This window comes from Pseudomonas sp. BBP2017, assembly GCF_003024385.1.
Lineage (GTDB): Bacteria > Pseudomonadota > Gammaproteobacteria > Pseudomonadales > Pseudomonadaceae > Aquipseudomonas.
In genome coordinates this window covers 19,417-46,090 of the sequence record NZ_PVZN01000025.1, presented here as the reverse complement: position 1 = coordinate 46,090, position 26,674 = coordinate 19,417, and the positions used below count along the sequence as shown (strand labels likewise).

Here is a 26,674-nt window from a genome sequence, read left to right as displayed (position 1 = left end):
GGCCAGAGTGGAAAGGTGGATGGCAGCTTTGCTCCCACTCGTGCTTTAAGCACCGCGGACTCACAGCTTGCCATCCACCTCTCTCACCCTAGAGTTTACTTCCGGCCATAGACACAAGCGGGCTTGCTCCGCGATTTCAGCGGCTGCAGAGTTCTTCGATACTGATTTCGCGCATGCGGAACTTCTGCACCTTGCCGGTCACCGTCATCGGGAACTCATCGACAAAGCGGAAGTGTCGCGGGGTCTTGAAGTGAGCAATGCGGCTCTTGCACCACTGCTGCAGTTCGATCTCAGTGGCGCTGTGGCCGGGGTGAAACTTGATCCAGGCCACAATCTCCTCGCCATAGCGCTCATCGGGGATGCCGATCACCTGCACATCCGCCACTGCCGGGTGGGTGAAGAAAAATTCCTCCAGCTCACGCGGATAGATGTTCTCGCCGCCGCGAATGATCATGTCCTTGTTGCGCCCGGCGATGCAGACATAACCCGCCTCATCCATGGTCGCCAGATCACCGGTGTGCATCCAGCCGGCCGGATCGATGGACTCATGGGTGGCCTGCGGGTTGCCCCAATAGCCAAGCATCACGCTGTAACCGCGCGTGCACAGTTCACCTATCTGCCCACGCGGGACGATGCTGCCCTGCTCGTCGACAATCTTGCTCTCCAGCTGCGGCTGGGTGCGCCCTACCGTGGTTACCCGCAGTTCCAGTTCGTCATCGGCCCCGGTTTGCAGGGACACCGGGCTGGTTTCAGTCATGCCGTAGGCAATCTGCACCTCACTCATGTGCATCTGCTCGATGACCCGGCGCATCACCTCGATCGGGCAGGTGGCACCGGCCATGATTCCGGTGCGCAAGCTCGACAGGTCGAAATCGCCACGTTGAGGGTGATCGAGCATGGCGATGAACATGGTCGGCACGCCATACAAGGCGGTGGCCCGTTCTTCAGCAACCGTGCCGAGGGTCAGCAAGGGGTCGAAGGCATCATTGGGATAGATCATGGTGCTGCCATGGGTGACGCAGCCCAGGTTACCCATGACCATGCCGAAGCAGTGGTACAACGGCACCGGGATCACCATGCGGTCCTGCTCGCTCAGGCCCAGGCTTTCACCGACCATGTAGCCATTGTTGAGGATGTTGTAATGGCTGAGGGTCGCCCCCTTGGGGAAGCCGGTGGTACCGGAGGTGTACTGGATGTTCACCGGTTGATCGAACTGCAGGCTGTGCTGACGGGCCTGGTAGTCGGCCGCAGTGGTCTGCCCGGCCAGTGTCGCCAACCCGTCCCAGGGCAGGAAGCCCACAGGCGGCGTGGCATCCAGGCTGATCAACCCGCGCAGCTCCGGCAGGCGTTCGCAGCTCAGTTGCCCGGGTTGTTGCCCGGCAAGGTCGGGCAGCAGTTCAGCGAGCATGGCGTGGTAATCGGAGGTTTTGAATGCCCCGGCGCAGATCAGCCACTGGCAACCTGACTGTTTGAGCACATACTCAAGTTCGCTGGTGCGATAGGCCGGGTTGATGTTGACCAGGATCACGCCGATCTTCGCTGTGGCGAACTGGGCAATGCACCACTGCGCGCAGTTCGGCGCCCAGATGCCCAAGCGATCGCCACTCTTCAGGCCCAGGGCCATCAACGCCCGGGCGTGACAGTCAACGCTGTCAGCCAATTGTTGCCAGCTGTAGCGCAGTTGCTGGTGGCGCACCACCAGGGCTTCGCGATCCGCGAAACGTGACACGGTATTGTCAAACGCCTGGCCGATAGTCATGGCCAGCAAGGGCTTGTCCTGACGCCCCTGGGTATAGCTTGGTTGATTCATGGCGATCCCTTGTTGTGGTTGTTCTGGGAGCTGATTCAAGCGGTTCTTACTCTGGCGCATATTTACGTTAACGTAAAGGTCATGACGAGATTGACAGTCGTACAGCTCAGGTTTACGTTAACGTAAAGGTGGTTGCTGATCGCGGGGCAAGCCCGCTCCCACGGACCTGTGGGAGCGGGCTTGCCCCGCGATAAATTCCAAGAACAAACAATAGAAGGTGCCCGCATGCATTATCCGACCCTGAACTTCGCCCTGGGCGAAACCATCGACATGCTGCGCGACCAGGTGCAGTCCTTCGTTGCTGCCGAGCTGGCGCCACGCGCCGCGCAGATCGACCAGGACAACCTGTTCCCCGCCGATATGTGGCGCAAGTTCGGCGACATGGGCCTGCTCGGCATCACCGTCAGCGAAGAATACGGCGGCGCCGGCCTGGGCTATCTGGCCCACGTGGTGGCGATGGAAGAAATCAGCCGTGGCTCGGCCTCGGTCGCCCTCTCCTACGGCGCCCACTCCAACCTCTGCGTCAACCAGATCAACCGCAATGGCAACGCTGAACAGAAGGCCAAGTACCTGCCCAAACTGATCAGCGGCGAGCACATCGGTGCCCTGGCCATGAGCGAGCCCAACGCCGGTTCCGACGTGGTATCGATGAAGCTGCGCGCCGAAGCACGCGGCGACCATTTCGTCCTCAACGGCAGCAAAACCTGGATCACCAACGGCCCCGACGCCAACACCTATGTGATCTACGCCAAAACCGACCTGGACAAAGGCCCTCACGGCATCACCGCGTTTATCGTCGAGCGTGACTGGAAAGGCTTCAGCCGCAGCAACAAGTTCGACAAGCTGGGCATGCGCGGTTCCAATACTTGCGAGCTGTTCTTCGACAACGTCGAAGTGCCAAAGGAGAACATCCTTGGCGTGCTCAACGGCGGCGTGAAAGTGCTGATGAGCGGCCTGGACTACGAGCGCGTGGTGCTCTCCGGTGGCCCGACCGGGATCATGCAGGCCTGTATGGACCTGGTGGTGCCTTACATCCACGACCGCAAGCAGTTCGGGCAAAGCATCGGTGAGTTCCAGCTGATCCAGGGCAAGATCGCCGACATGTACACCCAGCTCAATGCCAGCCGCGCCTACCTGTATGCGGTGGCCCAGGCCTGCGATCGCGCCGAAACCACGCGCAAGGACGCTGCCGGGGTGATTCTCTACACCGCCGAACGCGCCACCCAGATGGCCCTCGAAGCGATCCAGATCCTCGGTGGCAATGGCTATATCAATGAGTTCCCGGCCGGTCGCCTGCTGCGCGACGCCAAGCTCTACGAGATCGGCGCCGGCACCAGCGAAATCCGCCGGATGCTGATCGGGCGCGAACTGTTCAACGAAACCCGCTGAGCACAAGGACAACGCGCCCATGGCTACCCTGCACACTCAGATCAACCCGCGCTCGGCCGAATTCGCCGACAACAGCGCGGCCATGCTCGAACAGGTCCAGGCTCTACGTACCTTGCTGGCCAAGGTCCATCAGGGCGGCGGCCACAAGGCTCAGGAGCGCCACACCTCGCGAGGCAAACTGTTGCCGCGCGAACGCATCGACCGCCTGCTCGACCCCGGTTCGCCGTTCCTCGAGATCGGCCAGCTGGCGGCGCATGAGGTCTATGGCGAAGACGTTCCGGCTGCGGGCGTGATCGCCGGGATCGGCCGGGTCGAAGGTGTCGAATGCATGATCGTGGCCAACGACGCCACGGTCAAAGGCGGCTCCTATTACCCGCTGACCGTGAAAAAACACCTGCGCGCCCAGGCCATCGCCCTGCAGAATCGCCTGCCCTGCCTGTACCTGGTGGACTCCGGCGGCGCCAACCTGCCGCGCCAGGATGAAGTGTTCCCGGACCGCGAACACTTCGGGCGGATCTTCTTCAACCAGGCCAACATGAGTGCCCTGGGGATTCCGCAGATTGCCGTGGTCATGGGCTCGTGCACCGCGGGCGGCGCCTATGTGCCGGCCATGGCCGACGAGGCGATCATGGTCCGCCAGCAGGCGACGATCTTTCTCGCCGGCCCCCCATTGGTCAAAGCGGCGACCGGTGAAGTGGTCAGTGCCGAAGACCTCGGTGGCGCCGACGTGCACTGCAAGACCAGTGGCGTTGCCGACCACTATGCCGACAACGACGAGCATGCCCTGGCCATCGCCCGCCGCTGCGTGGCCAACCTCAACTGGCACAAGCTGGGCAAACTGACCCAGCAAGCGCCGATTGCCCCGTTGTACGACGCACAAGAGCTGTACGGTGTGGTACCGGCCGACGCCAAGCAACCGTTCGATGTGCGTGAAGTGATTGCGCGCCTGGTGGACGGCTCGGTGTTCGATGAGTTCAAGGCGCTGTTCGGCACCACCCTGGTGTGTGGCTTTGCTCACCTGCACGGCTATCCGGTAGCGATCCTGGCCAACAACGGCATTCTGTTCGCCGAGGCCGCGCAAAAAGGCGCGCACTTCATTGAACTGGCCTGCCAGCGCGGCATTCCGCTGCTGTTCCTGCAGAACATCACCGGCTTCATGGTCGGTCAGAAATACGAGGCCGGTGGTATCGCCAAGCACGGCGCCAAGCTGGTAACCGCCGTAGCCTGCGCCCAGGTGCCGAAGTTCACCGTGATCATTGGCGGCAGCTTCGGTGCGGGCAACTATGGCATGTGTGGCCGCGCCTACGACCCACGTTTCCTATGGATGTGGCCGAACGCGCGCATCGGCGTGATGGGCGCTGAGCAGGCCGCCGGCGTGCTGGCCCAGGTCAAGCGTGAGCAGAGCGAGCGCAGCGGCCATCTGTTCAGCGCCGAGGACGAAGCGCGGCTCAAGCAGCCGATCCTCGACCAGTACGAGCATCAGGGCCACCCCTACTACTCCAGCGCCCGCTTGTGGGACGACGGTGTCATTGACCCGGCGCAAACCCGCGAGATTCTTGGCCTGGCGTTGTCCGCCGCCCTCAACGCACCGATCGAACAAAGCCGTTTCGGCATTTTCCGGATGTGACCATGAGCGACTTCACTACCCTTGAACTGATCAAGGACCCCCGTGGTTTCGCCACCCTGTGGCTAAGCCGGGAAGACAAGAACAACGCCTTCAACGCACAGATGATCCGCGAGCTGATCCTGGCCATCGACCAGCTCGGTGCCGACACCAGCCTGCGCTTTGTCCTCCTGCGCGGCCGTGGCCGGCACTTTAGTGCCGGTGCCGATCTGGCCTGGATGCAGCAGTCGGCGGCGCTGGACTACAACACCAACCTCGACGATGCCCGCGAGCTGGCCGAGCTGATGTACAACCTGGCCAAGCTCAAGGTGCCGACCCTGGCCGTGGTCCAGGGTGCCGCCTTCGGCGGCGCGCTGGGCCTGATCAGTTGCTGTGACATGGCCATCGGCACCGTTGACGCGCAACTGTGCCTGTCGGAAGTGCGCATCGGCCTGGCGCCTGCGGTGATCAGCCCGTTCGTGGTGCAGGCCATGGGCGAACGCGCCGCGCGCCGTTATGCCCTGACCGCCGAACGCTTCAGCGGTGAGCGCGCCCGCGAGCTGGGGCTGCTGGCCGAAGCTTATCCGGCCGCGGAGCTGGAGCAGTACGTCGACCAGTGGATCGACAACCTGCTGCTCAACAGCCCGCAAGCCATGCGCGCCAGCAAAGAGCTGCTGCGTGAAGTCGGCCATGGGCAACTGACCCCGGCACTGCGCCGCTACTGCGAAAACGCCATCGCCCGTATCCGGGTCAGCCCCGAGGGGCAGGAAGGCCTGCGCGCCTTTCTGGAAAAACGCAGCCCGGCCTGGCAGGCCGAATCGTCGAACAAGGAGCGCACATGACCCGCACGCCATTGACCACCCTGCTGGTTGCCAACCGTGGCGAAATCGCCTGCCGGGTGATGCGCACCGCCAAGGCCCTGGGCCTGACCACCGTCGCCGTGCACAGCGCCATCGACCGCGATGCCCGGCACAGCCGCGAAGCCGATATCCGTGTTGACCTGGGCGGCGCCAAAGCCGCTGAAAGTTACCTGGACATCGACAAACTGTTGGCTGCTGCCAAGGCTAGCGGCGCCCAGGCGATCCACCCGGGCTACGGCTTTCTGTCCGAGAACGCAGGCTTTGCCCGCGCCATCGAACAGGCCGGGCTGATCTTCCTTGGCCCACCGGCCAGCGCCATCGACGCCATGGGCAGCAAGTCGGCGGCCAAGGCCCTGATGGAGCAAGCCGGTGTGCCTCTGGTGCCGGGTTATCACGGCGAAGCCCAGGACCTGGAAACCTTCCGCGCCGCTGCCGAGAAAATCGGCTATCCAGTGCTGCTCAAGGCCACCGCCGGCGGTGGCGGCAAGGGCATGAAAGTCGTCGACAGCGAAAGCCAGCTCGGCGAGGCCCTGGCCTCAGCCCAGCGTGAAGCGCAGTCCTCGTTCGGCGACGCGCGCATGCTGGTGGAAAAATACGTACTCAAGCCACGTCATGTCGAGATCCAGGTGTTTGCCGACCAACACGGCAACTGCCTGTACCTTAACGAGCGCGACTGCTCGATCCAGCGCCGCCACCAGAAAGTCGTCGAAGAAGCCCCGGCCCCGGGCTTGAGCAGCGCCCAGCGCCAGGCCATGGGCGAGGCTGCGGTCAAGGCCGCCCAGGCCATCGGTTATGTCGGTGCGGGCACCGTGGAGTTCCTGCTCGATGCGCGTGGCGAGTTCTTCTTCATGGAGATGAACACCCGCCTGCAGGTCGAGCACCCGGTCACCGAGGCCATCACCGGTCTCGACCTGGTGGCCTGGCAGATCCGTGTGGCGTGTGGCGAGCCGTTGCCGATCACCCAGGATCAGGTCCCGCTCAACGGCCATGCCATCGAAGTGCGGCTGTACGCCGAAGACCCGGCCAACGATTTTCTGCCCGCCACCGGACACCTGGCACTGTATCGCGAGTCGGCGCCCGGCGAAGGACGCCGGGTCGACAGTGGCGTCAGTGAGGGCGACAGCATTTCGCCATTCTACGACCCGATGCTGGGCAAGCTGATTGCCTGGGGTCAGACCCGCGAACAGGCGCGCCTGCGCTTGCTGGCGATGCTCGACGAGTTTGCCATTGGTGGCCTGAAGACCAACATCGCCTTTCTGCGCCGCATTCTGGCTCACCCGGCGTTTGCCGGCGCTGAGCTCGATACCGGCTTCATCCCGCGCTATCAGGAACAACTGCTACCGGCACCGCAGCCCTTACCGGCGCTGTTCTGGCAGGCGGCGGGCGAAGCGTACATCCAGAGCCAGCCACTGGCACCGCGCCTCGATGACCGCCATTCGCCCTGGGCGGCCAACAGCGGTTTTCGTGCCGGGGTAGCGGCGCAGATCAGCCTGCACCTGAACAGCAATGGCCAGAACCAGGCGCTGAGTCTGGCCCACACCACGGCGCCGGCCTTAAAGCTTGCAGGCGAGCAGTTGCTCATCGAGAACAACGGTGTGCGCCGCCAGCACCTGGCGATCCGCCGTGGCGCCACCCTGTACCTGCAATGGGACGGCGAGCTGCACGCGGTAACGCCCTACGATCCGATTGCCGAGGCCGATGCCAGCCACAGCCACCAGGGCGGCCTCAGCGCGCCCATGAACGGCAGCATCGTGCGGGTGCTGGTGGAAGTCGGTCAGGAGGTAGAGGCCGGTACTCAGCTAGTGGTACTGGAAGCGATGAAAATGGAACACAGCATCCGTGCGCCCCAGGCGGGGACGATCAAAGCGCTGTTTTGCCAGGAAGGCGAGATGGTCAGTGAAGGGGCTGTACTGGTGGAACTGTCGGAGGCCTGAGGGCCTTACCGGGAGCAACTACGGTGGGAGCGGGCTTGCCCCGCGATGCGATCTGGCTGACAGACCGTAATCGCGGGGCAAGCCCGCTCCCACAGACAGTTGCTCCCACCTTCAGAACTTCACCAATGCCTGCACCACCACACCTAGTACTTCAGTCTGCTCGGTAAACAGCGCTTTGGGGTAGGTCGGGTTAAGCGGCTTCAGATAGCGCTGACCACCCTCTTCGATCAACTGACGAAACACCGTCGCCGTGTTGTCCGGCGAGCGCGCGATCAGCAGCTTGCCGGGCGCGGCGGTGATACCGCTGTCGACCAGAATCAACATGCCTTGCGGCACACTCAAGCCCATCGGCGCGGTCATCGCATCACCTTCGACACGTAACCAGAACCCTCGCCCCTGCGCCGCATAATCACTTGCCTGGCGCTCGGCGGCCTCTGGCACCTCAGCCGGGCCGACACTGTCCCAGCCCAGAATCGGGTAGCGAAAATACAATTCGTGCCGTTGGCCGTCAGCACCGGTCACGGCAACAGGAAAAGCGTTTGCTTCATAAACACCGCTGTTTTCCCGCAGCTGGTGGGGATACACCATCTGCAGCGGCGGGAACCCCACTTCCACCAGAATCTGGTTGAGCACCCGCAGTTTCGGCTGTCGTTTCTCGCGCAGCCAATGGCCCACGGCGCCTTGCGTGTAGCCGATGCGCTCGGCGAGTTTTTCCTGCGTGAGGTTTATTTCACGCATCCTGGCTTTAACCAGATCAGTCCAATTATCCATCGCTGGCACGATACGGACTGCCCCATGGCGCTCAATACACAAATTGTAGTATTTAAAGATTAGTAGCAACTACAAAACGTATTAACATTTGCCGTGACCGATCATTGCTCATTCACAAGGCAGGCCGCCGCATGAAACAGACACCTTCTGAAAAGGATATCCCGCTGGACAACGAGTCCCTGAGCAACAGTGACGCCGCCCGGCGTGCACTGGATTTCTACCTCAACCCAAGCCCACCCGCCGAGCCGGCACAGACCAGCTGGCTGGTGCCACGCGAGGGCCTCAATGAAGCCCAGACCACCGAGCATGCGACCCAGCTACTGCGCTGGGCCGCAGCCACGGCACACGAGTCGGCCAATGGCTTGCAGGGCACGCAGCGGGACCTGGCGCTGGCGGTGGTGCACATGATCAATACAGCCAGAACGGTACTCGAACACATGCCGACGCATCAGCGGCCCTGAAAGGTATGGAGAGGTAAACGTGGGGAGTCGCTGCGATAACGGCGCTAGCGCCGTTCATTGAACGAGGGAGCGCATTCGGTAAAAGTTTTTTACGGAATGACAGAAAATTCATTTGACTTGCAAATGATAACGATTATTATTGCTTGCAACTGGTCGCGAGACTGGTTGGATAACCTGAAAGCCCTTAGGTCGGACTCTCAGATTATCTCCTCATCAGGCTAATCACGGTTTTTGACCCGGCTTTTTGCCGGGTCTTTTTTTTTGGCTCTTCAGGCTAATGAAGGCGGGTGTTGCTTGAATGGCCGCGATGATAGCAAATGAATGTCGCGTGGTGAAGCGAGTAACAACGCTTTGCAGAATCAGCACTTGAGAAACAATCTCATTACTATTAAGCTGACATCGCGTCACGGAGGACGCCCCCATTCCCTCTATTGAGCAAGGAGCTTGTACATGACCCGTCTGTTGCTGCCCCTTGAACATCACCCCCACTCCCAGGACCTGACTGACGAAACCCTGCTGCTACAACTGAAGAAGTTGCCGCGTCGTGTCCAGCAGGTCTTTCTGCTCAGCCGCCTCGACCAATTGAGCTTTGCCGCCATCGCCGAGCGCCTGGACCTGCCTGCGCTGACGGTGGAACGCCACATGAACCAGGCCCTGCAGAGCGTGCGCCCGGAGCGTGACATGCTGGCGAGCCTGGCCGGCCAGTGGTACGTACGTCTGCAAAGTCCACAGGTCACCGCCAGTGAGCGCATTGATTTTCGCCGCTGGCTGGACGCCGCTCCCGAACACCGTGAAGCCTTCCACGCCACCGAACTGCGCTGGCGCACCCTGCTGACCCCGGCGCGGCAATTGGGCCATGACGCCTGGTATCGTCAACCTCGCGCGGCGCTGTCCATCGGCGGCTGCTCGGTGGCCATCGGCCTTGCCTTGGCAGCATTGGCAGCGATTGGTTTCTGGTCCTGATCCAGGCGTGTAGAGTGGGCATCACAACAACTCTATCTGGAGCCTGGTGATGACTGTGACGCTGCCCCCTCTGCACATCGACTGCAATTTCGATTCCGGCAATATCCTGATCAACGATGCCAGCGACCCGCGCCATGTGCGCCTGGCGATTCGTCCTGACACCCGCAGCGATCATTTTCAGTGGTTTCACTTCAAGGCCAGTGGCCTGACACCAGGCCAGGCGCACAGCTTTGTCCTGGAGAACGCCGGCCAGTCTTCCTACAACGAAGCCTGGACGGGTTATCAGGCGGTAGCGTCTTACGATCAGCAGAGCTGGTTCCGGGTGCCTACCCAGTTTGACGGCAAAGCCCTGAGCTTCGAGCTAAACGCCGAGCAGCCACAGGCCTGGTTCGCCTATTTCGAACCCTACCCCCGCGCCCGCCATAATCAGTTGATCGAACGCGCTATCAGCCTGCCTGGCATCGAACTGCTGGCCACCGGTCGGAGCGTCGAAGGGCGTGACATTCAACTGCTGCACGCAGGCGATGGTGGCAGCGGCAAGCGCAAGATCTGGATCATTGCCCAGCAGCACCCGGGCGAACACATGGCCGAGTGGTTCATGGAGGGTGTAATCGATCGCCTGCAGGACAATGACCCGAGCGTGCAGGCCCTGCTGCAGGAAGCCGACTTGTACCTGATCCCCAACATGAACCCGGATGGAGCGCTGCACGGCCATCTGCGCACCAATGCCGCCGGCCAGGACCTCAACCGCGCCTGGCAGAGCGCAAGCATCGACAAGAGCCCGGAAGTGCTGTTCGCCCAGGTACAGATGAAGCAGCATGGCGTCGATATGTTCCTCGACGTGCATGGCGATGAGGAGATCCCTCATGTCTTCACCGCCGGCTGCGAAGGCAACCCCGGTTTCACTGCGCGTATCGAAGCACTGGAAAAAACCTTCCGCGACGGCTTGTGCAAGCGCACGGCCGATTTCCAGCAGGTCCATGGTTACCCACGCTCGGCCCCGGGCCAGGCCAACCTGACCCTGGGCGCCAACAGCGTCGGCCAGGCTTATGATTGCCTGTCGCTGACCCTGGAGATGCCGTTCAAGGACCACGACGATGCGCCCAATCCGCATACCGGCTGGAACGGCCAACGTTCAAAGACGCTGGCCAACGCCGTGCTGGACGTACTGGGGCAAATGGTCGGCACCCTGCGCTGAGGCGCGCCAAGCGCGGCCTCAGGCCTGACCGTGGGCTTTGTGCTTGAGCTTCTCGGTGTCGACCCGGACGAACACCGAGTCGGCGCTCACGGTCAGCACATCGTCGGCCCAGACTTCGCAGATCACCCGGCTCTTGCGCCCTACCTCGCCTTCGACCCGGGCTTTGAGCAGCAGCTCGACGCCCATGGGCGTGGGCTGAGTTGCCCGGTGACGCAGTCGATACGCGGCAGGCTACCCGGCTCGCGGCCTTCGGCGCGGTAGTGGTAAGCCATGGCGGTCCAGTTGGAGTGGCAATCGACCAGCATGGCCAGCAAGCCGCCATACACCAGGCCGGGCCAGCCGAGAAACGTGCTGTCGGGCGAGTGCCGACTGATCAGATGGACACCGTCATCGTGCCAATGGCTTTTCAGGTGCAAACCACTTGGATGGGAGCAGCCGCAGCCATAGCAGACGCCCTCGGGCGCGGCCAGTTCCTGAACGGATAACAGAGAGTTGCTCATAAGCTTCCTGATTGTCTGTTTTGGAGGGAAAGCGTTGCCGATAGTACCGCCGTGAAACGCAAAAGCCCATGAACAGGTCATGGGCGCGCCTGCGGCAAAACTTCCAGAATTACAGGAATCATTGCAATCATTTAATTCGTTTGCGCTCAAGCCTGCGGTCTCGTTTAGATACCAGCCTAACTTGCCAGAGGCCGCGTGCACATGAGCCACGAATACATCAGCCAGTCCCTTTCAGTCGTTCACCCGATAACCCTGTCCCACGGCAAAAATGCTGAGGTCTGGGATACCGAAGGCAAACGCTATATTGATTTTGTCGGCGGTATTGGTGTGTTGAACCTGGGCCATTGCCACCCAGGTATAGTCGCGGCTATCCAGCAACAAGCGACACGCCTGACGCACTACGCCTTCAATGCTGCCGGGCACCAGCCATACCTCGACCTGATGCAGCGCCTGGCCGACTTCGTACCGGTTTCCTACCCGCTGAGCGGAATGCTCACCAACAGTGGTGCGGAAGCAGCGGAAAACGCCTTGAAAGTTGCCCGCGCCGCCACTGGCAGGACAGCGATCATCGCCTTTGACGGTGGTTTTCACGGCCGCACCCTGGCGACCCTGAACCTCAACGGTAAGGTCGCGCCCTACAAGCAACGGCTCGGGGTACTGCCGGGGCCGGTGTACCACCTGCCCTTCCCCAGCGTCGACAGCGGAGTCACCAGCGAGCAGGGATTGCAAGCCCTGGAGCGCCTGTTCAGCGTCGAGATCGATGTCAATGAAGTGGCTGCCGTGATCGTCGAACCGGTGCAGGGCGAAGCGGGGTTCCTGGCCATGGAACCGGCCTTTGCCCAAGCGCTACGCAGCTTCTGCGATCGCCATGGGATTCTGATCATTGCTGACGAGATTCAGTCCGGCTTCGGCCGTACCGGGCAGCGCTTTGCCTTCCCGCGCCTGGGGATCGAGCCGGACCTGTTGCTGCTGGCCAAGAGCATCGCAGGCGGCATGCCGTTGGGCGCGGTGGTGGGCCGCAAGGAGCTGCTCGACAGCCTGCCCAAAGGTGGCCTGGGCGGCACCTACTCAGGCAACCCCATGGCCTGCGCAGCCGCCCTGGCGACTTTGGAGGCAATGACTGACACCAACCTCGCCACCTGGGGCGAGTTGCAGGAAAGCGCAATTGTCAGCCGCTACCAACGCTGGCAGACCCAACAACTGTCGCCCTACCTGGGGCGTCTGACCGGTACCGGGGCGATGCGCGGGATTGAACTGGTCGATGCCAACGGCGCACCGGCCCCGGCACAGCTGGCGCAACTGCTTGAATCGGCCAGGAGCGCCGGCCTGTTGCTGATGCCTAGCGGCAAGGCGCGACACATCATCCGCCTGCTCGCGCCGCTGACCATCGAGCCTGAACTGCTCAATGAAGGCCTGGATATTCTCGAGCGTTGTCTGGCCGAGCTGCGTTGACCTTGGGAATGGGGGACTGTGGTCTGCGCTGCCGGCCTGAGGGCGATTAGCGCAGGGGCGTTACAGGCCCAGTTCCTGTGGGGTAAGCATGTCGCATTCGAAGGCGATCCAGCCACCTTCCAGTTCAGCGTGGCCATTGACGATCGGGCCGTAGTAGCTCAGGCCGTTGTCCAGGGTCACGCAGATGTGCGTGGCTTTGTCGGGTGCTGCCAGGGTGCCGACAAAATGCACTTTTTTCAGGGTTTCAGTCACCGCCTCAAGTCCGACCCGGATCGCGACGTTTTCCACCGCTTCGACGTCATCGTGCAGGTCATCGCTGACGGTCACGGTGGCTGTGTAGTTGTACATGCTTGAACTCCAACGACGGATAGATCGGCGTCTGCTGACGCACGCGGGCGCCTAGGGTAATGGAGTGTCACGGAAAAATCCCGTCCGCTTCGACATCCGGCAGCGCCAAACACTGGTATTGTGCGCCCCCGCCAAGACTATTCAGGGAAAATACATTGACCGCTGAACAACACCTGACCTCGGACCTGTTCGAAGTCGACAAGCGCCTGGGCCTCAAGCCCGTGGTGGATTTCAACACTTACCTGGAAAAGGCCTTCGGCGACGGTCCCTGCCGTTGCAGCCGCTGCCTGGCAACGGCCGGCGACGAATCGGGTTATGAGCACGCACACAGTTTCGAGCTGGCCGGGCAAAAACTGCATCGGCGCTTTGCTACCACCTCGGGTAGCGACGTGCTGATGGTGCTGAAAAAAGCCTGGCTGTCGTACAGCAAGGCTGAGCTGCCGGCGCTGGGCAATCTTGACCTCGATACCTTGCGCGCCTTCGTCGAGCCTCAGTTGCACAAGCGCCTGGTGCCGTTGCTGCTGGCCAGTGGTCTGGTCAGAGAGGTTGACGGGCAACTGCTGTTGCAGGCGCAAGCGGGCGATTGATCGCCACGGCGGTGGAGGTCTGCGGCGCTGCAGACGGCTCCACCGCGCAGCATCTCTACAAGACGCCTTTACCGATCAGCACTCCCTCAACCTTCTGCCCATACAGGTTGACGCCATCATTGGCGTGGTATTTGACCCGTGTCTTCTCGATCGAGCCCTCTACCAGCCGCGGGTCCTGCGGCCGTTCATGACGGTTGATGAAGGCGGCGACATCCCAGGCCTGCTGATCGCTCAGGCTGCCAGGCTTGCCCAGTGGCATGTTGTATTTGATAAAAGACGCCGCTGTGTTGATCCGGTGCATGCCCGCGCCCCAGTTGTACGAGTCCTTGCCCCAGAGTGGCGGCATCACGTAGTCCTGCGCGACTTTCTGTCCCTGCCCTTCGGCACCGTGACAGATCGCACACTGCTGCTGATACACCTGCTCTCCACGTTTGAAGTCATACCCCTGAGCCGGCTGTGGCACCTCGGGATAGCCACGCCCTGGGGTTTCCACACCTATCGGCGCTTTGCTCGCCAGCCAGTAGGCATACACCGATAACGCCGTCATTTGCGCGCTGTCCGCGGCCGGCGGCGTGCCGTTCATGCTGAACTGGAAGCAGCCCTGGATACGCTCGGCAAAGGTGTTGACCTTGTCGTTTTTCTTGCGATACGCCGGGTACATCGGATACGCGCCCCAAAGCGGCGCCGAATTGCCCAAACGCCCCTGATCCAGGTGACAGTTGCTGCAATTGAGGCCATTACCGACCTTGTCCGGCATCAACCGCTTGGTATCGACGAACAGCGCATGGCCCTCACGAACCATCTTGCCGAAGGCGTTGTCCGGCAATTCGCTTTCCGCCGGCGGAACAAAACCCGGAGCGCTGCCAGGCGCTGGCACCTTGAGTTGCGACTGGTCGTCCATGGCAATGGGGGCGGCGTGAGCGCTACTCAGGGCCAAAGCCAGGGCGGCGAACATAAACGGCTTCATGGCTTGACCTCCTGGCTGGCGGGGTGGGCAAAGTAGTCGGCCACCGCCTTGATTTCCTCATCGTTCATGGCCTTGGCGACGCCCACCATCAGCTGGTTAGGGTCGTTGCTGCGACTGCCGTCGCGCCAGGCATTGAGTTGCGCCACCAGGTAGGCGGCAGGCTGATGCGCCAACGGCGGAAAATGCTCGCCTACCCCGGCACCGCCTGGCCCATGACATTGCACACAACCAGGGATCTGGCGGTTCCAGTCACCGTACAAGGCCAGTTTCTGCGTGCTGTTAGCGGCCATCTGTTGCCTGCGGGTGTCTGCCACCGGCTCGCTGGGCATGGCCGCCAGGGTGCTCGTCACGGCCAGGATTTCTTCATCACTGAGGGCTTTGGCCAGGGGCTCCATGATCGGGTTCTTGCGACTGCCATTGCGAAAATCGTGTAGTTGTTTGCTCAGGTAAGCCGCCGGCAACCCGGCAAGACGCGGAAAACCCGCCGCGGCCATGCCCTTGCCGTCGACACCATGACAGCCCAGACAGGCCATTGCAGCAGGGTTCTGGCCACCCTGGCTGAAGATTTTCTGACCGTCTGCGGCGTTGACGGCGGTAACGGAAAACAGCAGCAGGCTGCTCATCAGGATTCGATCCAGCGGGATCATCACGGGCTCCTTTTTCTTGTTATAAGCTTAGGCTTATTTTTCATAAGCCTAAGGATAGTAGGCCTATCCACCGTCAGCGACAACGTTGAACCGGCCGAGAAAATGGCAAATCGCCAACTGAATCGATTCGCTCGCGCCGTACCATTACCGCTCATCAGTCGGGCATTGGTGTTGAACCCACCTTGTCGAATTCGCCCTCGCCCGGACGACCATGAGTACATTCCCCGCAGGAGCGTGACCATGGACAACTACCGCAACCCGCAAGTGGTTTCCCGCAGCGAATGGCTCAGTGCCCGCCGACAGTTGCTGCTGCATGAAAAGGCCCTGACCCATCAGCGCGACGAGCTCAGCCGCGCCCGCCGCGCCCTGCCCTGGGTACGGATTGAGCAACATTACAGCTTCGAAGGCCCGCAGGGACACCTGAGCCTGGCCGACCTGTTCGCCGGCCGCAGCCAGTTGCTGGTTTACCACTTCATGTTCGACGAGGGCTGGAGCGAAGGCTGCGGCGGCTGCTCGTTCCTGGCCGACCACTTCGACGGCGCCAACTTGCACCTGGCCCACCACGACGTCTCGCTGGTGGCTGTATCGCGGGCGCCGTTTGCCCAGTTCCAGGCATTCAAGCAACGCATGGGCTGGAAGTTTCCGTGGGTTTCGTCCCACGCCAGCCCCTTCAACCGGGAGTTTGGTGTCAGCGTCAGCGACGATGGCAACAGCCAGTACAATTACGAACCCTACGCGGGCAATGAAACCGAACTGCCCGGCCTGAGCGTGTTCTATCGCGATGCCGACGGCACGATCTTCCACACCTACTCAAGCTATGCCCGAGGCCTGGACATCCTCGTCGGCGCGTACAACTTCCTCGACCTGATGCCCAAAGGCCGTAATGAACAAGGCACCATGGACTGGGTGCGCCATCACGACCGCTACGAAGGGGCCGAAGCCGACACACCCCACTGCTGCCACGAGTGAGCAGGGCTTAGAAGTATTTGAGCCAGGCCACATCCCGACGCCGCTGTTTCAGCGTTGCGAACCAGCGCGTCGGGTAATACAGGAGCATCGCCAGCAGCAGGCTGCACAACCAGACACTGGCGAGCTGATCGAAACCGAAGTAATCGCCCTGGTTCAACCCCCACAGCGCCGCAGCTATCAGGTACAGGACCTTGAGCACGTACAGGTGCAACAAGTAGAAGAACATTGGCGCAGCGCCGAACAGTGCCAGTAGCGGCACCCAGGGTCGGGCTTGATAGCGCTCCAGCAGCGCCAGCAGCACCAGGCACATGCCCAGGGTGGGCAGCAGGAACATCAGCGACGGCGGATACTTGCGCGCACTGAGAAAGCTCATGGTGGTGCGCAGGGCATCACCTGTGGCGAGCCATGGCCGCTCGCCGTAGACATTCAGGTAACGGATGGCGACGAACGCCAGCAGCAGCGCGCCGCCCCAGCTCATCAAAAGCTTCAGCCGCCGTGCCGGGCCCATGCGTTGGGCAAACCAGGGGCCTGCGCCCCAGCCCAGCAGGATTACGCCGATCCATGGCAGCACCGGGTACGTGGTGCGGGCACGGGTGACGCCGCCCAGGTCGATAAATTCCCGCTGATGCAGGATCGCCCAAGGTATAAACCAGGGTGATTCATGACTCAGCACCAATGAATCCAGTAGGTTGTGCCCGGCCACGATCAAGGCGCCAACGCCCAGCAACACCCCGCGCGGCAAATACAGCGCGCCAGCCAGAACAATCATGCACAGGCCGATGCACCAGATCACCTGCAACCACAGCGTTTGCGGCAACAAGGTAGCGTTCCAGGCCAGGTTGACCAGGGTCAGCTCCAGCAGCACCAGGAACAGTCCGCGCTTGAGCAGGAACAACGAGGTGTCCCGGCGGCTGTGCTTCTGGCTGTAGAGCCAGGCAGACAGCCCGGTGAGAAAGATGAACACCGGCGCGCACAGGGCACTGAGCAGGCGGGTGAGAAACAGCTCGGGGGCAACGCTCAGGGCATCCACCGGATCACTGACCTGGCGGTGCAGGAAGAAGGTTTCGCGCACATGGTCAAGGAGCATGAAGAGCATCACCAAGCCACGCAGGGCGTCGATCGATTGCAAGCGGGAGTGACGGGAGGACATGGGTGACTCGCGGCATGAATAACGGTATAACATAACATATTTGTTGCTGGGCAAGTCCGCTTCAACAGGTTTTTGACCTCTCTGCGGGCTTGACTTGCGAATTACCGACTCAGGCGCGGGCAGCGTAACGCTGCGCCAGCACCGCACACACCATCAGTTGATTCTGATGGAAGATCATCAGCAGCGTTCTTTCGTGCCCGGGAAAATTCCTAGCTGTAGGTACAGACGCTTCGGAATCCCGGGGTAGACCTGCTACCCTTGCACCCGCCCCAGCTGGCAGCCCACTGAACAAGGATTGTCCATGACCGCTCAACTGCTGATCTGCACCAGCGCCGCCATCGTTCTGTTACTGGGTACCCTGCACCTCGTCTACACTTTCGCCACCCACAAGTTCCAGCCCCGCGACCCGGGCTTGGCCGAGCGGATGAAGCAGGTTGCACCGAAGATCTCCGGCCAGACCACCGTCTGGCGCGCCTGGCTCGGTTTCAATGCCAGCCATAGCCTCGGCGCCATGCTGTTTGGCCTGATCTATGGCTACCTGGCCCTGGCGGCGCCGCTGGCGTTACTGCAAGACGGTTTTCTGCTCGCTCTGGGCGTGTTGTACCTGGCCAGCATGACGCTGCTTGCACGACGCTATTGGTTCAATATCCCGCTGATTGGCATCAGCTTGGCGCTGGCGCTGTTTCTTGCGGCCATCATCCTGCAAGCGATGCCGCTCTAAGCGGGCTCCAGTTCGGCTGCCGAGGCGCTACATAACCAAGACTTGAACGCCAGCATCGCAGTGGTCTCGCCCGCGATTGCAAGCGGGAGTGACTGGGGGACATGAACGACTCACGACAAACAATAACGTTATAACGCAACACATTGCCATCAGTGAGCTGTACCCCTGCGGGGGCTTTGCCCTGGTTGTAAGCACAGAACTTTCGAATCCGCTTGCCCGACCTGCTACCCTTTTGCCCGCCTTCCACGCTTCATGCCAGAAAAGGGAGTTTCCATGGCAACGCTCACCGTGCGCGACGAATCCGTCTCGGGGGAAGTCTTCGAGGCTTTTGCCCTGCATTTCCCCAGCGCCAGCATTACTGTGCGCCAGTTGATCCGCGAGCGTGTGCACCAGGAAGTCCTGCTGCATACCCAGAGCGCAGACAGCCACCAGCGCCAATGCCTGGTCGTTGCCAGCGCACTGGAGGCAACCCTCAACAGTGCGCGCCAGATGACCGAACAGCGGCCCGTGGACTGGCGCAAACAGGCCGACATTGCCTGCCAGGCCTTCGAACGCAACGGTTTCGTCATCCTCCTGGATGAACAACAGGCCGAACACCTCGACGATATCCTGACCATCCGCCATGACAGCGTGGCCAGCTTCATCAAACTCACTCCCTTGGTAGGCGGCTGAGCCATGGCACTCGAGCAACTTCAGGCTGTTGTCCACGACATCCCGCAAACCGACCTCGGTGGTGTCGAGCACCTCGCTCCGGATGGCTATCCGTTGCTGGCCAGTAGCGAGCTGCGCCACGAACACCAGTTGGTCAGCACACTGCTGCCGCTGTTGCAGACCATTGACGGCCGTCCCGAGGCGATCTACCAGGCGCTGGGCGAACTGCCCGCCGTGCAGACCCTGGCGCAGCCGCAACAACGCGTGCGTCTGGTTCTGGCGCTGATAGAACGGATTGTGGCCTACGATGGCGGCCTGAGTAGCGCTGCAATCAACTATGAATTCACCCACAGTTTCGACAAAGGGATCATGCCGGCGCTGATCAGCCTGTTGATGCAAACCGACGAGGTGCTTGAACAGGTGGCCGTGCCGGTATTGCAGTGGATTACCAGCTACCGCTTCGCCTATGACCACGTCGTGCCGATGCTCACGGTGGTCAACTGGGCCGTTGCCAGGCAGCACCTGCCAATGCCTGACCCGCTACGCCAGCTGCTCAGGCTGTTGCGCAGCCAATGCACCGATGGCGACCATTACGGCAACGCGGTCTGCCACGGCAATATCGCCGAACACCTGGAGGCAAAGCTCGACCCACTGCTGGGCAACGGCGTCTGGCAGCTGCTGGTGCCCTGCGAACACTGGACGCAACTGGCGGTCAACGAACTCCAGGCATTGCCCGTCGATCAGCATGAACCCTGGCTGGCCTTGCTGCGCCAAGCCAGTACCGCCACTGCGGCGCGGCCTTCGGCAAAGTGGCTCAAACACGCCCGCGCGCTACTGGCGGACGTCGGTGAAGCGCCGTTGCGCGCTGCCCTGTTGCGCTGGTTCGCACGCATCGATGGCGGTCGTACCGCAGCGCTGCTCTTCGACCGCTGGAACGAGATTGATGATCGCGCACGCATGAGCGAAGGCAACGCCACGATACTGCGTGGCCTGCTGTGGATGACACCGATGCTGGCCGACCGCGAGCTGACCCGGGCACTCGCGCGGGTGGCCTTGAGCGCCTACCGCAAAGTCCGCGGCATCGGTGCCCGGGCACCGAAGGTCGGCAACACTGCGGTGTATGCCTTGGCGTCGATTGCGACGACCGAGGCCGTTGGCCAGCTGGCCTTGCTCAAGGCCCGGGTCAGACTCAACAGCGCCCAGAAAGAGCTGGAAAAAGCCTTCACCAGCGCCGCCGAAACGCTCGCCCTGCCCCGTGACCAGATCGAAGAGCTCAGCGTACCCAGCTACGGTCTGGAGCAGGTTGGCCTGCGCCGCGAACAGCTGGCCGACGGTGCCTACCTGGCCGAGCTGCGCGTCGACGGCAAGACGGTGAGCCTGAACTGGTTTCACGCCGACGGTACGCCACAGAAATCGGTGCCGGCCAAGGTCAAAGCCGAATGCCCTGAAGCACTCAAGGAACTGCAAGCCGCGGCCAAAGACATCGCGCTCATGCTCACCGCCCAGGCGGTGCGCCTGGACACCCTGTTCCTGCTGGAAAAGCACTGGCCGCTCGAACAATGGCAGCAGCGCTACCTCGATCACCCGCTGGTCGGCACCCTGGCCCGGCGACTGATCTGGGAGATCCGCGAAGACGGCCAGTGCCTTGCGGTGTTGTTCGCCGACGGTGGCCTGCAGACCCTGGACGGCCGCAACGTCAGTTTTTCCAGCGCGGCTGAAGTGCGTCTCTGGCACCCCATCGAGCGAACGCTGGAAGAGGTCCTCGCCTGGCGCGAGCGCATCGAAGCCCTGCAGATCACCCAACCGTTCAAGCAGGCGCACCGCGAGGTCTACCTGCTGACCGAGGCCGAGCGCCGCACTGCGACCTACTCCAACCGCTTCGCCGCCCACATTCTGCGTCAGCACCAGTTCCATGCCCTGGCCACTGGCCGCGGCTGGCGCAACACGCTGCGCCTGCTGGTCGACGACAGCTACCCGCCGGCCATTCGCGAGCTGCCGGCCTATGGCCTGCGCGCCGAGTTCCAGGTCGATGGCATGGGCGACAACTTCGGCGTCGACACCAATGAATCCGGCACCTTCCTGCACCTGGGCACAGACCAGGTGCGCTTCTACGCCCTCGAAGGCGAAGATACCGCGCTGGCGCTGGACCAGGTGCCGCCACTAGTGTTGAGTGAGGTCATGCGCGACATCGACCTGTTTGTCGGTGTCGCTTCGCTGGCCAACGATCCGCAATGGGTCGACAGCGGGCCTGATGTCCGCTTGCATGATTACTGGCAGCAGCATTCGTTCGGTGAACTGGGTGCCACCGCCCAGACCCGCAAGCAGCTTCTGGAAAAACTGCTGCCGCGCATGACCCGTCTCAAGGGCAAATGGGCCCTGCACGGGCGCTTCCTCGAAGTCACCGGAAAACTGCGCAGCTACAAGATTCACCTGGGCTCAAGCAACATTCTGATGCTGCCAAACGATCAGTACCTGTGCATCGTCCCCGATGCCAAAGCGCGCACTCAGTCCACTCCACAGTACTTGCCCTTCGAGGGCGATGCCATGCTGTCGATTATCCTGTCCAAGGCCCTGCTGCTGATCGATGATGACACGATCAGTGACCCGGCCATCACCCGCCAGCTGGCGCTTGACTGATCCGGGAGTGCCCTTCAGCGCTCAGCTACTGACCTGCACCAGCGCTGCCAGGGCCCTGTTGCCGAGCACTCTGCCCGGCCATCACGGTGCTGGCTAACCAGGCTTTGAACGCCAGCATCGCCACGCTCTCGGCGCGCGACTGCAAGCGCGTCAACCAGTAGCTGCCGGTGTTGATGCTCACGGCGAACGGCTGGTGGATTACGCCACTGGCCAACAGCCGTTCAAACATCGAAGGTGGTGCCAGGGCCACGCCAACACCTTGTTGTGCCGCCTCCATCATGCCCAGTGAAGAGTCGAAGACCACCGTGCGCGTGGGTCGGCTGGTAGCGGGCATTCCTGCGGCCAGGAACCACTCATTCCACTCCTCAGCCCGGTAGGAGCGCAGCAACGTCTGCTGCAGCAGGTCTGCCGGCGAGCGCAACTGCGCCGCGATCTGCGGCGTACACAGCACCGACAACGGTGCATCGAACAGGGGCATGGCCTCGATACCGTGCCAGGCCCCACTGCCGAAACGGATGGCATAGTCGAGCCCTTCGGCGGCGACATCCACGCGATTATTGTTGGTGGACAGGCGCAGGTCGATGTAGGGGTAGCGCGCCTGAAAGTCGGCCAGGCGTGGCAACAGCCAGCCAACGGCGAAGGTACCCACCGCCCCCACCGTCAGCACCTCACGGTAGTGTCCACCTTCGAAACGGTCCAGGACCTGGGCGATGCGGTCAAAACTTTCGCATAACACCGGCAACAGGGTTTCCCCCTCGCTGGTGAGCATCAGGCCACGGGGCAGGCGCTTGAACAGCGTGACCTTGAGCTGGGCTTCGAGGCTTTTGACCTGATGGCTGACGGCCGCCTGGGTCACGCACAGCTCGATCGCCGCGCGGGTAAAGCTCAAGTGCCGCGCCGAGGCCTCAAAGGCACGTAACGCATTGAGAGGTAAATGCGGCCGAATCACTTGCTTTCCTTAGTTTTTCTAATACCTGCTGCGAAATATCATTGTTTGTCGCGCAACCACAAAGCGCCTAGATTGGCGGTCCCTGCTGCAGCCGGGCCACCCTCTATCAATCCACATGGAACCGTGTCTGATGACGCATTACAAAACCAAGGTTAAGCCAGGGATTCTGTTAGCTGTAACACTTTGTATCGCTGCCGGCCAGAGTATCGCAAGCCCCCTTTCCGAAGCACAACTGGAGTCGACGGTAAGCGCTGCAATCCACCCGCTGATGCAGCAACAGGCCATCCCGGGCATGGCCGTCGCCATCAGCGTCAACGGCAAGCAGCATTACCTTAACTACGGGGAAGCGTCAAAACACAGCGGCCAACCCGTCAGTGCCGAGACGCTGTTCGAGATCGGCTCGGTGAGCAAAACCTTCACCGCCACCCTCGCAGCCTACGCCCAAGCCAACGGCAAGCTGTCGCTCAGCGATCCAGCCAGCAAACACTGGCCTGAACTGAAGGGCAGCGCCTTCGATGGCATCACCCTGCTCAACCTAGGGACCTACAGCGCTGGCGGCTTGCCATTGCAGTTCCCCGAACGGGTCAAGGACCAGGCCTCGCTGCTCGGCTACTACCGCCACTGGAAAGCCGACTATGCCCCCGGTACGCACCGGCTGTACTCCAACCCGAGCCTGGGCCTGTTCGGTTACCTGGCAGCAAAAAGCCTGGACACCCCGTTCGTGGAGTTGATGCAAAAGCAGCTGCTCCCGCAACTGGGCCTGCAGCACACGTTTGTTCAGGTGCCTGCGACACAAATGGGCCACTACGCCCAGGGCTATGACAAGGACGATCAAGCCGTGCGGGTCGGTCCGGGACCGCTGGATGCCGAAGCCTACGGGCTGAAAACCACGTCCGCCGATTTGCTGCGTTTTGTCGAGGCGAACCTGCAGCCGCAAAGCCTCAGCGCGCCGTTGCAACGGGCCATCGCCACAACCCAGACCGGCTATTACCGCGTAGGCGAAATGACCCAGGGCCTGGGCTGGGAGCAGTATCGCTACCCGGTCAGCCTGGATCAGTTGCTGGCGGGGAACTCCACTGCGATGACACTCGAACCGCACCGGGTGACCTGGCTGAAACCGGCCCAGCCACTGCAGAACAACACGCTGCTGAACAAGACCGGCTCAACCAACGGCTTTGGCGCCTACGTGCTGTTCGTACCATCGAAACACATTGGTATCGTACTGCTGGCAAACAAGAACTACCCGAATGCCGAGCGGATCAAAGTGGCCCATGCGATTCTCACCGCACTGGACCACTGACAACCTCAAGGCGTGCCGTTACGCCCATACAGGCGATAGCCCTCGCGCTCGTTCAAGCGATCGTAATAGGCCTGCACCGCTGGCAGCGAAGGACGCTCCAGCGGGGTCTGGAACCAGCGGTTGACCGACAGGCCAATGGGAATGTCCGCCAAGGAAAACGCCTCGCCACTGACATAGGCGCCCGTACGCTGCAACTGCTGCTCAAGGATTGTCGTGTTGCGCGCCCAGTTGCGACACGCCGCTGCCAATGCCTCGGGATCCTGGTGCGCAGGTGACTTACGCACCAGCGACATAAAGGCATAGCTCCAGGCCCCGTTGAGGTCGGTCGCCTGCCAGTCCATCCACTGGTCGACTCGCGCACGCGATCGCGCCGCCGCCGGATACAGCTGCTCGCCGCCATACTGGTTGACCAGGTAGCGCAGGATACTGTTGGACTCCCACAAGACGAAATCGCCGTCTTCGATCACCGGCACCATGGCGTTGGGATTGAGCGCCAGAAAGGCCTCGCTGTGGGTCGACTGAAAGCCCGAACCCCAGTCTTCGCGTTCGAATGCCAGCCCCAGTTCGGCACAGGTCCACAACACTTTGCGCACGTTGATCGATGAAGCCTTACCGAGTATTTGCAGCATCATTCACTCCTGTGGTTGCGGTTGCGTCAGCCGTTGCAGAAACAGGCTGAACAGTTCCGATTGGGATGAAACACCCAGCTTGGCGTACAGATTGCGGCGGTGCACTTTCACCGTTTCCTGGGAAATGACCAGACGCTTGGCAATCGCTTTGCTGGAGTTGCCACGCAGCACCAGACGGGCGATTTCCAGCTCGCGGGCCGACAGGGTATCGCTGCCGAAATGCTCCAGCGCGCGCTCCACCGGAGTCACCTGAGCGTCATGCTCCTGGGTCGGGTTCTGCAGTTGCCAGTGCTGGCGCAACAGCGCCAGCAGCCAGGGCGCATACAGGGTCATCTGGCCCAGGTGGGCGGTTTCAAAACGCTGGCTCGCGCCCAGGGAAATAGCCAGCCGCTGCCCTGGCGCCAGGTTAAGGATCAACTGTAGCTCGTCCTCGCCGATGGCCGAGCGAAAATAGTTCTGGAAATAGTCGCTCTGGCGAAATTCGTCCGGCGCCACCTCTTCCATGCGGTAGACGCCGTCGGCCAGGCCGTCCTGCATAGCCTGGTTGAACGGGTCGAGCAGGTACAGACCACTGAGGTACAGGGGCATGGGCGACGGTGTATCACTGAAACCGCGGTCGAACTCGGCCAGCACCACCGGCGCGCAGTCGTTCTCGGCGAAGATCACCAGGCCGTTGTCGAACGGCAGCATCTGGTTCAGCAGCATCAGGGTCTGTTGCCAGAACCCCGGCCGTCCCAACTGCTCGATCACCTTGGCCAGCCCATGATGATGGGCCGCTGCTTCGAATAGTGTCTGCACCGATAACTCCTGGGGGGTAACGATTGGGGGTAATCGCCAACGGCGGGCCGAGTTCCTAGACTCTGCACACCGGCACGCAGTATTGCGGTTGCCCGCCCCGTTTGTCATGCACGCCATGCTCCCGGGGCAAACACCGCAGCGAGCGGCCTTCGAACCTTCCCGATGGAGTAGTGAAACAATGCGTATTCGTGACCTGGGCATTCGTATCGGCATGGGCAAACCCGGCGTCTTCAACGCCATCACCGATGTCCCTGGCGTGCGCGTCGGCCATCACACGATCCACCGCGAAAACGGCGAACAATCGGTACACACCGGCGTCACCGTGATCGAGCCACGGCCGCAACCGGCGCACCTGCAACCGTGCTTCGCCGGCGTGCATGTGCTCAACGGCAACGGCGATGCCACCGGCCTTGAGTGGATTCGCGAGGCCGGTCTGCTGACCACCCCGATCGCCTACACCAACACCCACAGTGTCGGCGTGGTCCGCGATGCGCTGGTGGCGGCCGAGCGTGAACTGGGCAAGCAACGCACCTACTGGTGCATGCCGACGGTGCTGGAAACCTACGACGGCGTGCTCAATGACATCTGGGGCCAGCATGTCACTGCCGAGCACGTCCATGCCGCGCTGGCCGATGCCCGCAGCGGAGCGGTAGCCGAAGGCTGCGTGGGCGGCGGCACCGGAATGATCTGCCACGAGTTCAAGGGCGGCATCGGGACCTCCTCGCGGGTACTGAACGCTGAAGCCGGTGGCTGGACCGTCGGCGCCCTGGTGCAGGCCAACTATGGTGTACGTGAAGCCCTGCGGGTCGGCGGTTATCCGGTGGGCCAGGTGCTGGGTGAGCTGCCCTCGCCGTTTCGTGGCAGCGAAAACATCGGTGAAGCCGGTATGGGTTCGATTGTCGTGACCCTGGCCACCGATGCCCCGCTGCTGCCCCACCAGTGCACCCGCTTGGCTCAGCGTGCCAGTGTCGGCCTGGCGCGGGTCGGTGGTGGTACCGAGGACAGCAGCGGCGACATCTTCGTGGCGTTCTCTGTGGGCAACAGCGATCTGCCGGTGACCAATGTCGGCCGCCCGGGCGTACCAACCACCACGGTGCAAATGGTCAACAACGACCACATCTCGGCCCTGTTCAGCGCTGCTGCCGACGCCGTCGAGGAGGCTATTCTCAACGCGATGCTGGCCGCTACCGACCTGCAAGCCAATGGCCAGCAAGTGCTGGCGCTCAAACCCGAGCAATTACTCGAAGCGCTGCACGCCGTCGGCTGGAAAGCTGATCCGCGCGCCGCAGAGCGGTCCTGACTGACAAGACACTCGTTGCTGCGACAATTTGTCGGTATGGTGCTATTCAGAAGAAGGACGTTTATCTGCTCACAGGAAAC

At 61.9% G+C, this 26,674-nt stretch carries 24 protein-coding genes and 1 pseudogene; 15 read left to right on the top strand and 10 right to left on the bottom strand.

The annotated features are described in order from the left end of the window. Window positions 1-136: 136 nt before the first annotated feature. Entirely contained in the window at window positions 137-1,810 is a 1,674-nt protein-coding gene (locus C6382_RS22435) for an AMP-binding protein (protein WP_107026506.1), read from the bottom strand. 225 nt (window positions 1,811-2,035) lie between these two features. On the opposite strand from C6382_RS22435, the gene C6382_RS22430 reads away from it, so the two are divergent. The 4 genes from C6382_RS22430 to C6382_RS22415 are packed head-to-tail and all read left to right on the top strand — an operon-like array spanning window position 2,036 to window position 7,596. Then, on the top strand, window positions 2,036-3,199 hold the full coding sequence (locus C6382_RS22430; protein WP_107026505.1) for an isovaleryl-CoA dehydrogenase: 1,164 nt from the start codon (window positions 2,036-2,038) through the stop codon (window positions 3,197-3,199). A gap of 19 nt (window positions 3,200-3,218) precedes the next feature. Then, the gene (locus tag C6382_RS22425; RefSeq protein ID WP_107026504.1) at window positions 3,219-4,826 is read left to right on the top strand and encodes a carboxyl transferase domain-containing protein; all 1,608 of its coding nucleotides are present in this window, start codon (window positions 3,219-3,221) and stop codon (window positions 4,824-4,826) included. 2 nt (window positions 4,827-4,828) lie between these two features. Beyond that, window positions 4,829-5,644, top strand: coding sequence for a gamma-carboxygeranoyl-CoA hydratase (locus tag C6382_RS22420; protein WP_107026503.1), 816 nt, complete (start codon window positions 4,829-4,831; stop codon window positions 5,642-5,644). Continuing rightward, window positions 5,641-7,596, top strand: coding sequence for an acetyl/propionyl/methylcrotonyl-CoA carboxylase subunit alpha (locus tag C6382_RS22415; protein ID WP_107026502.1), 1,956 nt, complete (start codon window positions 5,641-5,643; stop codon window positions 7,594-7,596). The genes C6382_RS22420 and C6382_RS22415 overlap by 4 nt, the downstream gene beginning before the upstream one ends. 111 nt (window positions 7,597-7,707) lie before the next feature. Here the strand turns inward: C6382_RS22415 and C6382_RS22410 are convergent, their stop codons facing one another. Continuing rightward, entirely contained in the window at window positions 7,708-8,367 is a 660-nt protein-coding gene (locus C6382_RS22410) for a LexA family transcriptional regulator (protein WP_107026501.1), read from the bottom strand. A 131-nt stretch (window positions 8,368-8,498) separates the two neighbouring features. Between C6382_RS22410 and C6382_RS22405 the strand changes: the two genes are divergently transcribed. From C6382_RS22405 to C6382_RS22395, 3 genes are all read left to right on the top strand, one after another. Continuing rightward, entirely contained in the window at window positions 8,499-8,828 is a 330-nt protein-coding gene (locus tag C6382_RS22405; protein ID WP_107026500.1) for a DUF6124 family protein, read from the top strand. Window positions 8,829-9,278: 450 nt separating this feature from the next. Next, window positions 9,279-9,791, top strand: a complete 513-nt coding sequence (locus C6382_RS22400; protein ID WP_107026499.1) for a DUF4880 domain-containing protein — start codon at window positions 9,279-9,281, stop codon at window positions 9,789-9,791. Between the two features lie 49 nt (window positions 9,792-9,840). Next, entirely contained in the window at window positions 9,841-10,989 is a 1,149-nt protein-coding gene (locus C6382_RS22395; protein WP_107026498.1) for a M14-type cytosolic carboxypeptidase, read from the top strand. Window positions 10,990-11,007: 18 nt separating this feature from the next. Here C6382_RS22395 and C6382_RS22390 read toward each other — a convergent pair. After that, window positions 11,008-11,489: pseudogene (locus C6382_RS22390) on the bottom strand (PaaI family thioesterase). A 201-nt stretch (window positions 11,490-11,690) separates the two neighbouring features. Here C6382_RS22390 and C6382_RS22385 point away from each other — a divergent pair. Beyond that, window positions 11,691-12,941 (top strand): aspartate aminotransferase family protein, encoded by a 1,251-nt coding sequence (locus tag C6382_RS22385; protein WP_107026497.1) that lies wholly within the window; start codon window positions 11,691-11,693, stop codon window positions 12,939-12,941. Window positions 12,942-13,001: 60 nt separating this feature from the next. Here the strand turns inward: C6382_RS22385 and C6382_RS22380 are convergent, their stop codons facing one another. Further along, window positions 13,002-13,289, bottom strand: a complete 288-nt coding sequence (locus C6382_RS22380; RefSeq protein ID WP_038609908.1) for a hypothetical protein — start codon at window positions 13,287-13,289, stop codon at window positions 13,002-13,004. A gap of 155 nt (window positions 13,290-13,444) precedes the next feature. On the opposite strand from C6382_RS22380, the gene C6382_RS22375 reads away from it, so the two are divergent. Continuing rightward, a complete protein-coding gene (locus tag C6382_RS22375; RefSeq protein WP_107026496.1) occupies window positions 13,445-13,876 on the top strand; it encodes a hypothetical protein in 432 nt (143 codons plus the stop codon). 55 nt (window positions 13,877-13,931) lie between these two features. Here the strand turns inward: C6382_RS22375 and C6382_RS22370 are convergent, their stop codons facing one another. Both C6382_RS22370 and C6382_RS22365 read right to left on the bottom strand, forming a co-directional pair. Beyond that, the gene (locus tag C6382_RS22370; protein ID WP_107026495.1) at window positions 13,932-14,843 is read right to left on the bottom strand and encodes a c-type cytochrome; all 912 of its coding nucleotides are present in this window, start codon (window positions 14,841-14,843) and stop codon (window positions 13,932-13,934) included. Continuing rightward, entirely contained in the window at window positions 14,840-15,490 is a 651-nt protein-coding gene (locus tag C6382_RS22365) for a cytochrome c (RefSeq protein WP_107026494.1), read from the bottom strand. The genes C6382_RS22370 and C6382_RS22365 overlap by 4 nt, the downstream gene beginning before the upstream one ends. Before the next feature lie 240 nt (window positions 15,491-15,730). Between C6382_RS22365 and C6382_RS22360 the strand changes: the two genes are divergently transcribed. Continuing rightward, on the top strand, window positions 15,731-16,459 hold the full coding sequence (locus C6382_RS22360) for a thioredoxin family protein (RefSeq protein WP_107026493.1): 729 nt from the start codon (window positions 15,731-15,733) through the stop codon (window positions 16,457-16,459). Window positions 16,460-16,466: 7 nt separating this feature from the next. Here the strand turns inward: C6382_RS22360 and C6382_RS22355 are convergent, their stop codons facing one another. Next, window positions 16,467-17,609 carry a DUF1624 domain-containing protein gene (locus C6382_RS22355; RefSeq protein ID WP_256589178.1) on the bottom strand — a complete coding sequence of 381 codons (1,143 nt, stop codon included), beginning with the start codon at window positions 17,607-17,609 and terminating at the stop codon, window positions 16,467-16,469. A 301-nt stretch (window positions 17,610-17,910) separates the two neighbouring features. Between C6382_RS22355 and C6382_RS22345 the strand changes: the two genes are divergently transcribed. The 3 genes from C6382_RS22345 to C6382_RS22335 all read left to right on the top strand — a co-directional run bounded on the left by C6382_RS22345 (window position 17,911) and on the right by C6382_RS22335 (window position 21,618). Next, on the top strand, window positions 17,911-18,330 hold the full coding sequence (locus C6382_RS22345) for a hypothetical protein (protein WP_107026490.1): 420 nt from the start codon (window positions 17,911-17,913) through the stop codon (window positions 18,328-18,330). Between the two features lie 273 nt (window positions 18,331-18,603). Further along, window positions 18,604-19,002 carry a hypothetical protein gene (locus C6382_RS22340; protein WP_107026489.1) on the top strand — a complete coding sequence of 133 codons (399 nt, stop codon included), beginning with the start codon at window positions 18,604-18,606 and terminating at the stop codon, window positions 19,000-19,002. A gap of 3 nt (window positions 19,003-19,005) precedes the next feature. Further along, window positions 19,006-21,618: a DUF4132 domain-containing protein gene (locus C6382_RS22335; RefSeq protein ID WP_107026488.1), complete on the top strand. Its 2,613-nt coding sequence runs from the start codon at window positions 19,006-19,008 to the stop codon at window positions 21,616-21,618. Window positions 21,619-21,643: 25 nt separating this feature from the next. Here the strand turns inward: C6382_RS22335 and C6382_RS22330 are convergent, their stop codons facing one another. After that, window positions 21,644-22,567 (bottom strand): LysR family transcriptional regulator, encoded by a 924-nt coding sequence (locus C6382_RS22330; RefSeq protein WP_107026487.1) that lies wholly within the window; start codon window positions 22,565-22,567, stop codon window positions 21,644-21,646. A 130-nt stretch (window positions 22,568-22,697) separates the two neighbouring features. Here C6382_RS22330 and ampC point away from each other — a divergent pair, with 130 nt between their 5' ends. Continuing rightward, entirely contained in the window at window positions 22,698-23,867 is a 1,170-nt protein-coding gene (gene ampC, locus C6382_RS22325) for a class C beta-lactamase (protein WP_107026486.1), read from the top strand. A 5-nt stretch (window positions 23,868-23,872) separates the two neighbouring features. On the opposite strand, the gene C6382_RS22320 is transcribed toward ampC, so the two are convergent. Further along, window positions 23,873-24,496 (bottom strand): glutathione S-transferase family protein, encoded by a 624-nt coding sequence (locus C6382_RS22320; RefSeq protein WP_107026507.1) that lies wholly within the window; start codon window positions 24,494-24,496, stop codon window positions 23,873-23,875. A 3-nt stretch (window positions 24,497-24,499) separates the two neighbouring features. After that, a complete protein-coding gene (locus tag C6382_RS22315) occupies window positions 24,500-25,294 on the bottom strand; it encodes a helix-turn-helix transcriptional regulator (protein ID WP_256589177.1) in 795 nt (264 codons plus the stop codon). A gap of 178 nt (window positions 25,295-25,472) precedes the next feature. Here C6382_RS22315 and C6382_RS22310 point away from each other — a divergent pair, with 178 nt between their 5' ends. After that, complete coding sequence (locus C6382_RS22310; protein WP_107026484.1) at window positions 25,473-26,594, top strand: P1 family peptidase; 1,122 nt, start codon at window positions 25,473-25,475, stop codon at window positions 26,592-26,594. Window positions 26,595-26,674 lie beyond the last annotated feature (80 nt).

Bases quoted from the DNA above. Each gene is read 5' to 3' on its own strand.
- C6382_RS22435 (WP_107026506.1), bottom strand. From the start codon at position 1,810: ATGAATCAACCAAGCTATACCCAGGGGCGTCAGGACAAGCCCTTGCTG.
- C6382_RS22430 (WP_107026505.1), top strand. From the start codon at position 2,036: ATGCATTATCCGACCCTGAACTTCGCCCTGGGCGAAACCATCGACATG.
- C6382_RS22425 (WP_107026504.1), top strand. From the start codon at position 3,219: ATGGCTACCCTGCACACTCAGATCAACCCGCGCTCGGCCGAATTCGCC.
- C6382_RS22420 (WP_107026503.1), top strand. From the start codon at position 4,829: ATGAGCGACTTCACTACCCTTGAACTGATCAAGGACCCCCGTGGTTTC.
- C6382_RS22415 (WP_107026502.1), top strand. From the start codon at position 5,641: ATGACCCGCACGCCATTGACCACCCTGCTGGTTGCCAACCGTGGCGAA.
- C6382_RS22410 (WP_107026501.1), bottom strand. From the start codon at position 8,367: ATGGATAATTGGACTGATCTGGTTAAAGCCAGGATGCGTGAAATAAAC.
- C6382_RS22405 (WP_107026500.1), top strand. From the start codon at position 8,499: ATGAAACAGACACCTTCTGAAAAGGATATCCCGCTGGACAACGAGTCC.
- C6382_RS22400 (WP_107026499.1), top strand. From the start codon at position 9,279: ATGACCCGTCTGTTGCTGCCCCTTGAACATCACCCCCACTCCCAGGAC.
- C6382_RS22395 (WP_107026498.1), top strand. From the start codon at position 9,841: ATGACTGTGACGCTGCCCCCTCTGCACATCGACTGCAATTTCGATTCC.
- C6382_RS22385 (WP_107026497.1), top strand. From the start codon at position 11,691: ATGAGCCACGAATACATCAGCCAGTCCCTTTCAGTCGTTCACCCGATA.
- C6382_RS22380 (WP_038609908.1), bottom strand. From the start codon at position 13,289: ATGTACAACTACACAGCCACCGTGACCGTCAGCGATGACCTGCACGAT.
- C6382_RS22370 (WP_107026495.1), bottom strand. From the start codon at position 14,843: ATGAAGCCGTTTATGTTCGCCGCCCTGGCTTTGGCCCTGAGTAGCGCT.
- C6382_RS22365 (WP_107026494.1), bottom strand. From the start codon at position 15,490: ATGATCCCGCTGGATCGAATCCTGATGAGCAGCCTGCTGCTGTTTTCC.
- C6382_RS22360 (WP_107026493.1), top strand. From the start codon at position 15,731: ATGGACAACTACCGCAACCCGCAAGTGGTTTCCCGCAGCGAATGGCTC.
- C6382_RS22355 (WP_256589178.1), bottom strand. From the start codon at position 17,609: ATGTCCTCCCGTCACTCCCGCTTGCAATCGATCGACGCCCTGCGTGGC.
- C6382_RS22345 (WP_107026490.1), top strand. From the start codon at position 17,911: ATGACCGCTCAACTGCTGATCTGCACCAGCGCCGCCATCGTTCTGTTA.
- C6382_RS22340 (WP_107026489.1), top strand. From the start codon at position 18,604: ATGGCAACGCTCACCGTGCGCGACGAATCCGTCTCGGGGGAAGTCTTC.
- C6382_RS22335 (WP_107026488.1), top strand. From the start codon at position 19,006: ATGGCACTCGAGCAACTTCAGGCTGTTGTCCACGACATCCCGCAAACC.
- ampC (WP_107026486.1), top strand. From the start codon at position 22,698: ATGACGCATTACAAAACCAAGGTTAAGCCAGGGATTCTGTTAGCTGTA.
- C6382_RS22320 (WP_107026507.1), bottom strand. From the start codon at position 24,496: ATGCTGCAAATACTCGGTAAGGCTTCATCGATCAACGTGCGCAAAGTG.
- C6382_RS22310 (WP_107026484.1), top strand. From the start codon at position 25,473: ATGCGTATTCGTGACCTGGGCATTCGTATCGGCATGGGCAAACCCGGC.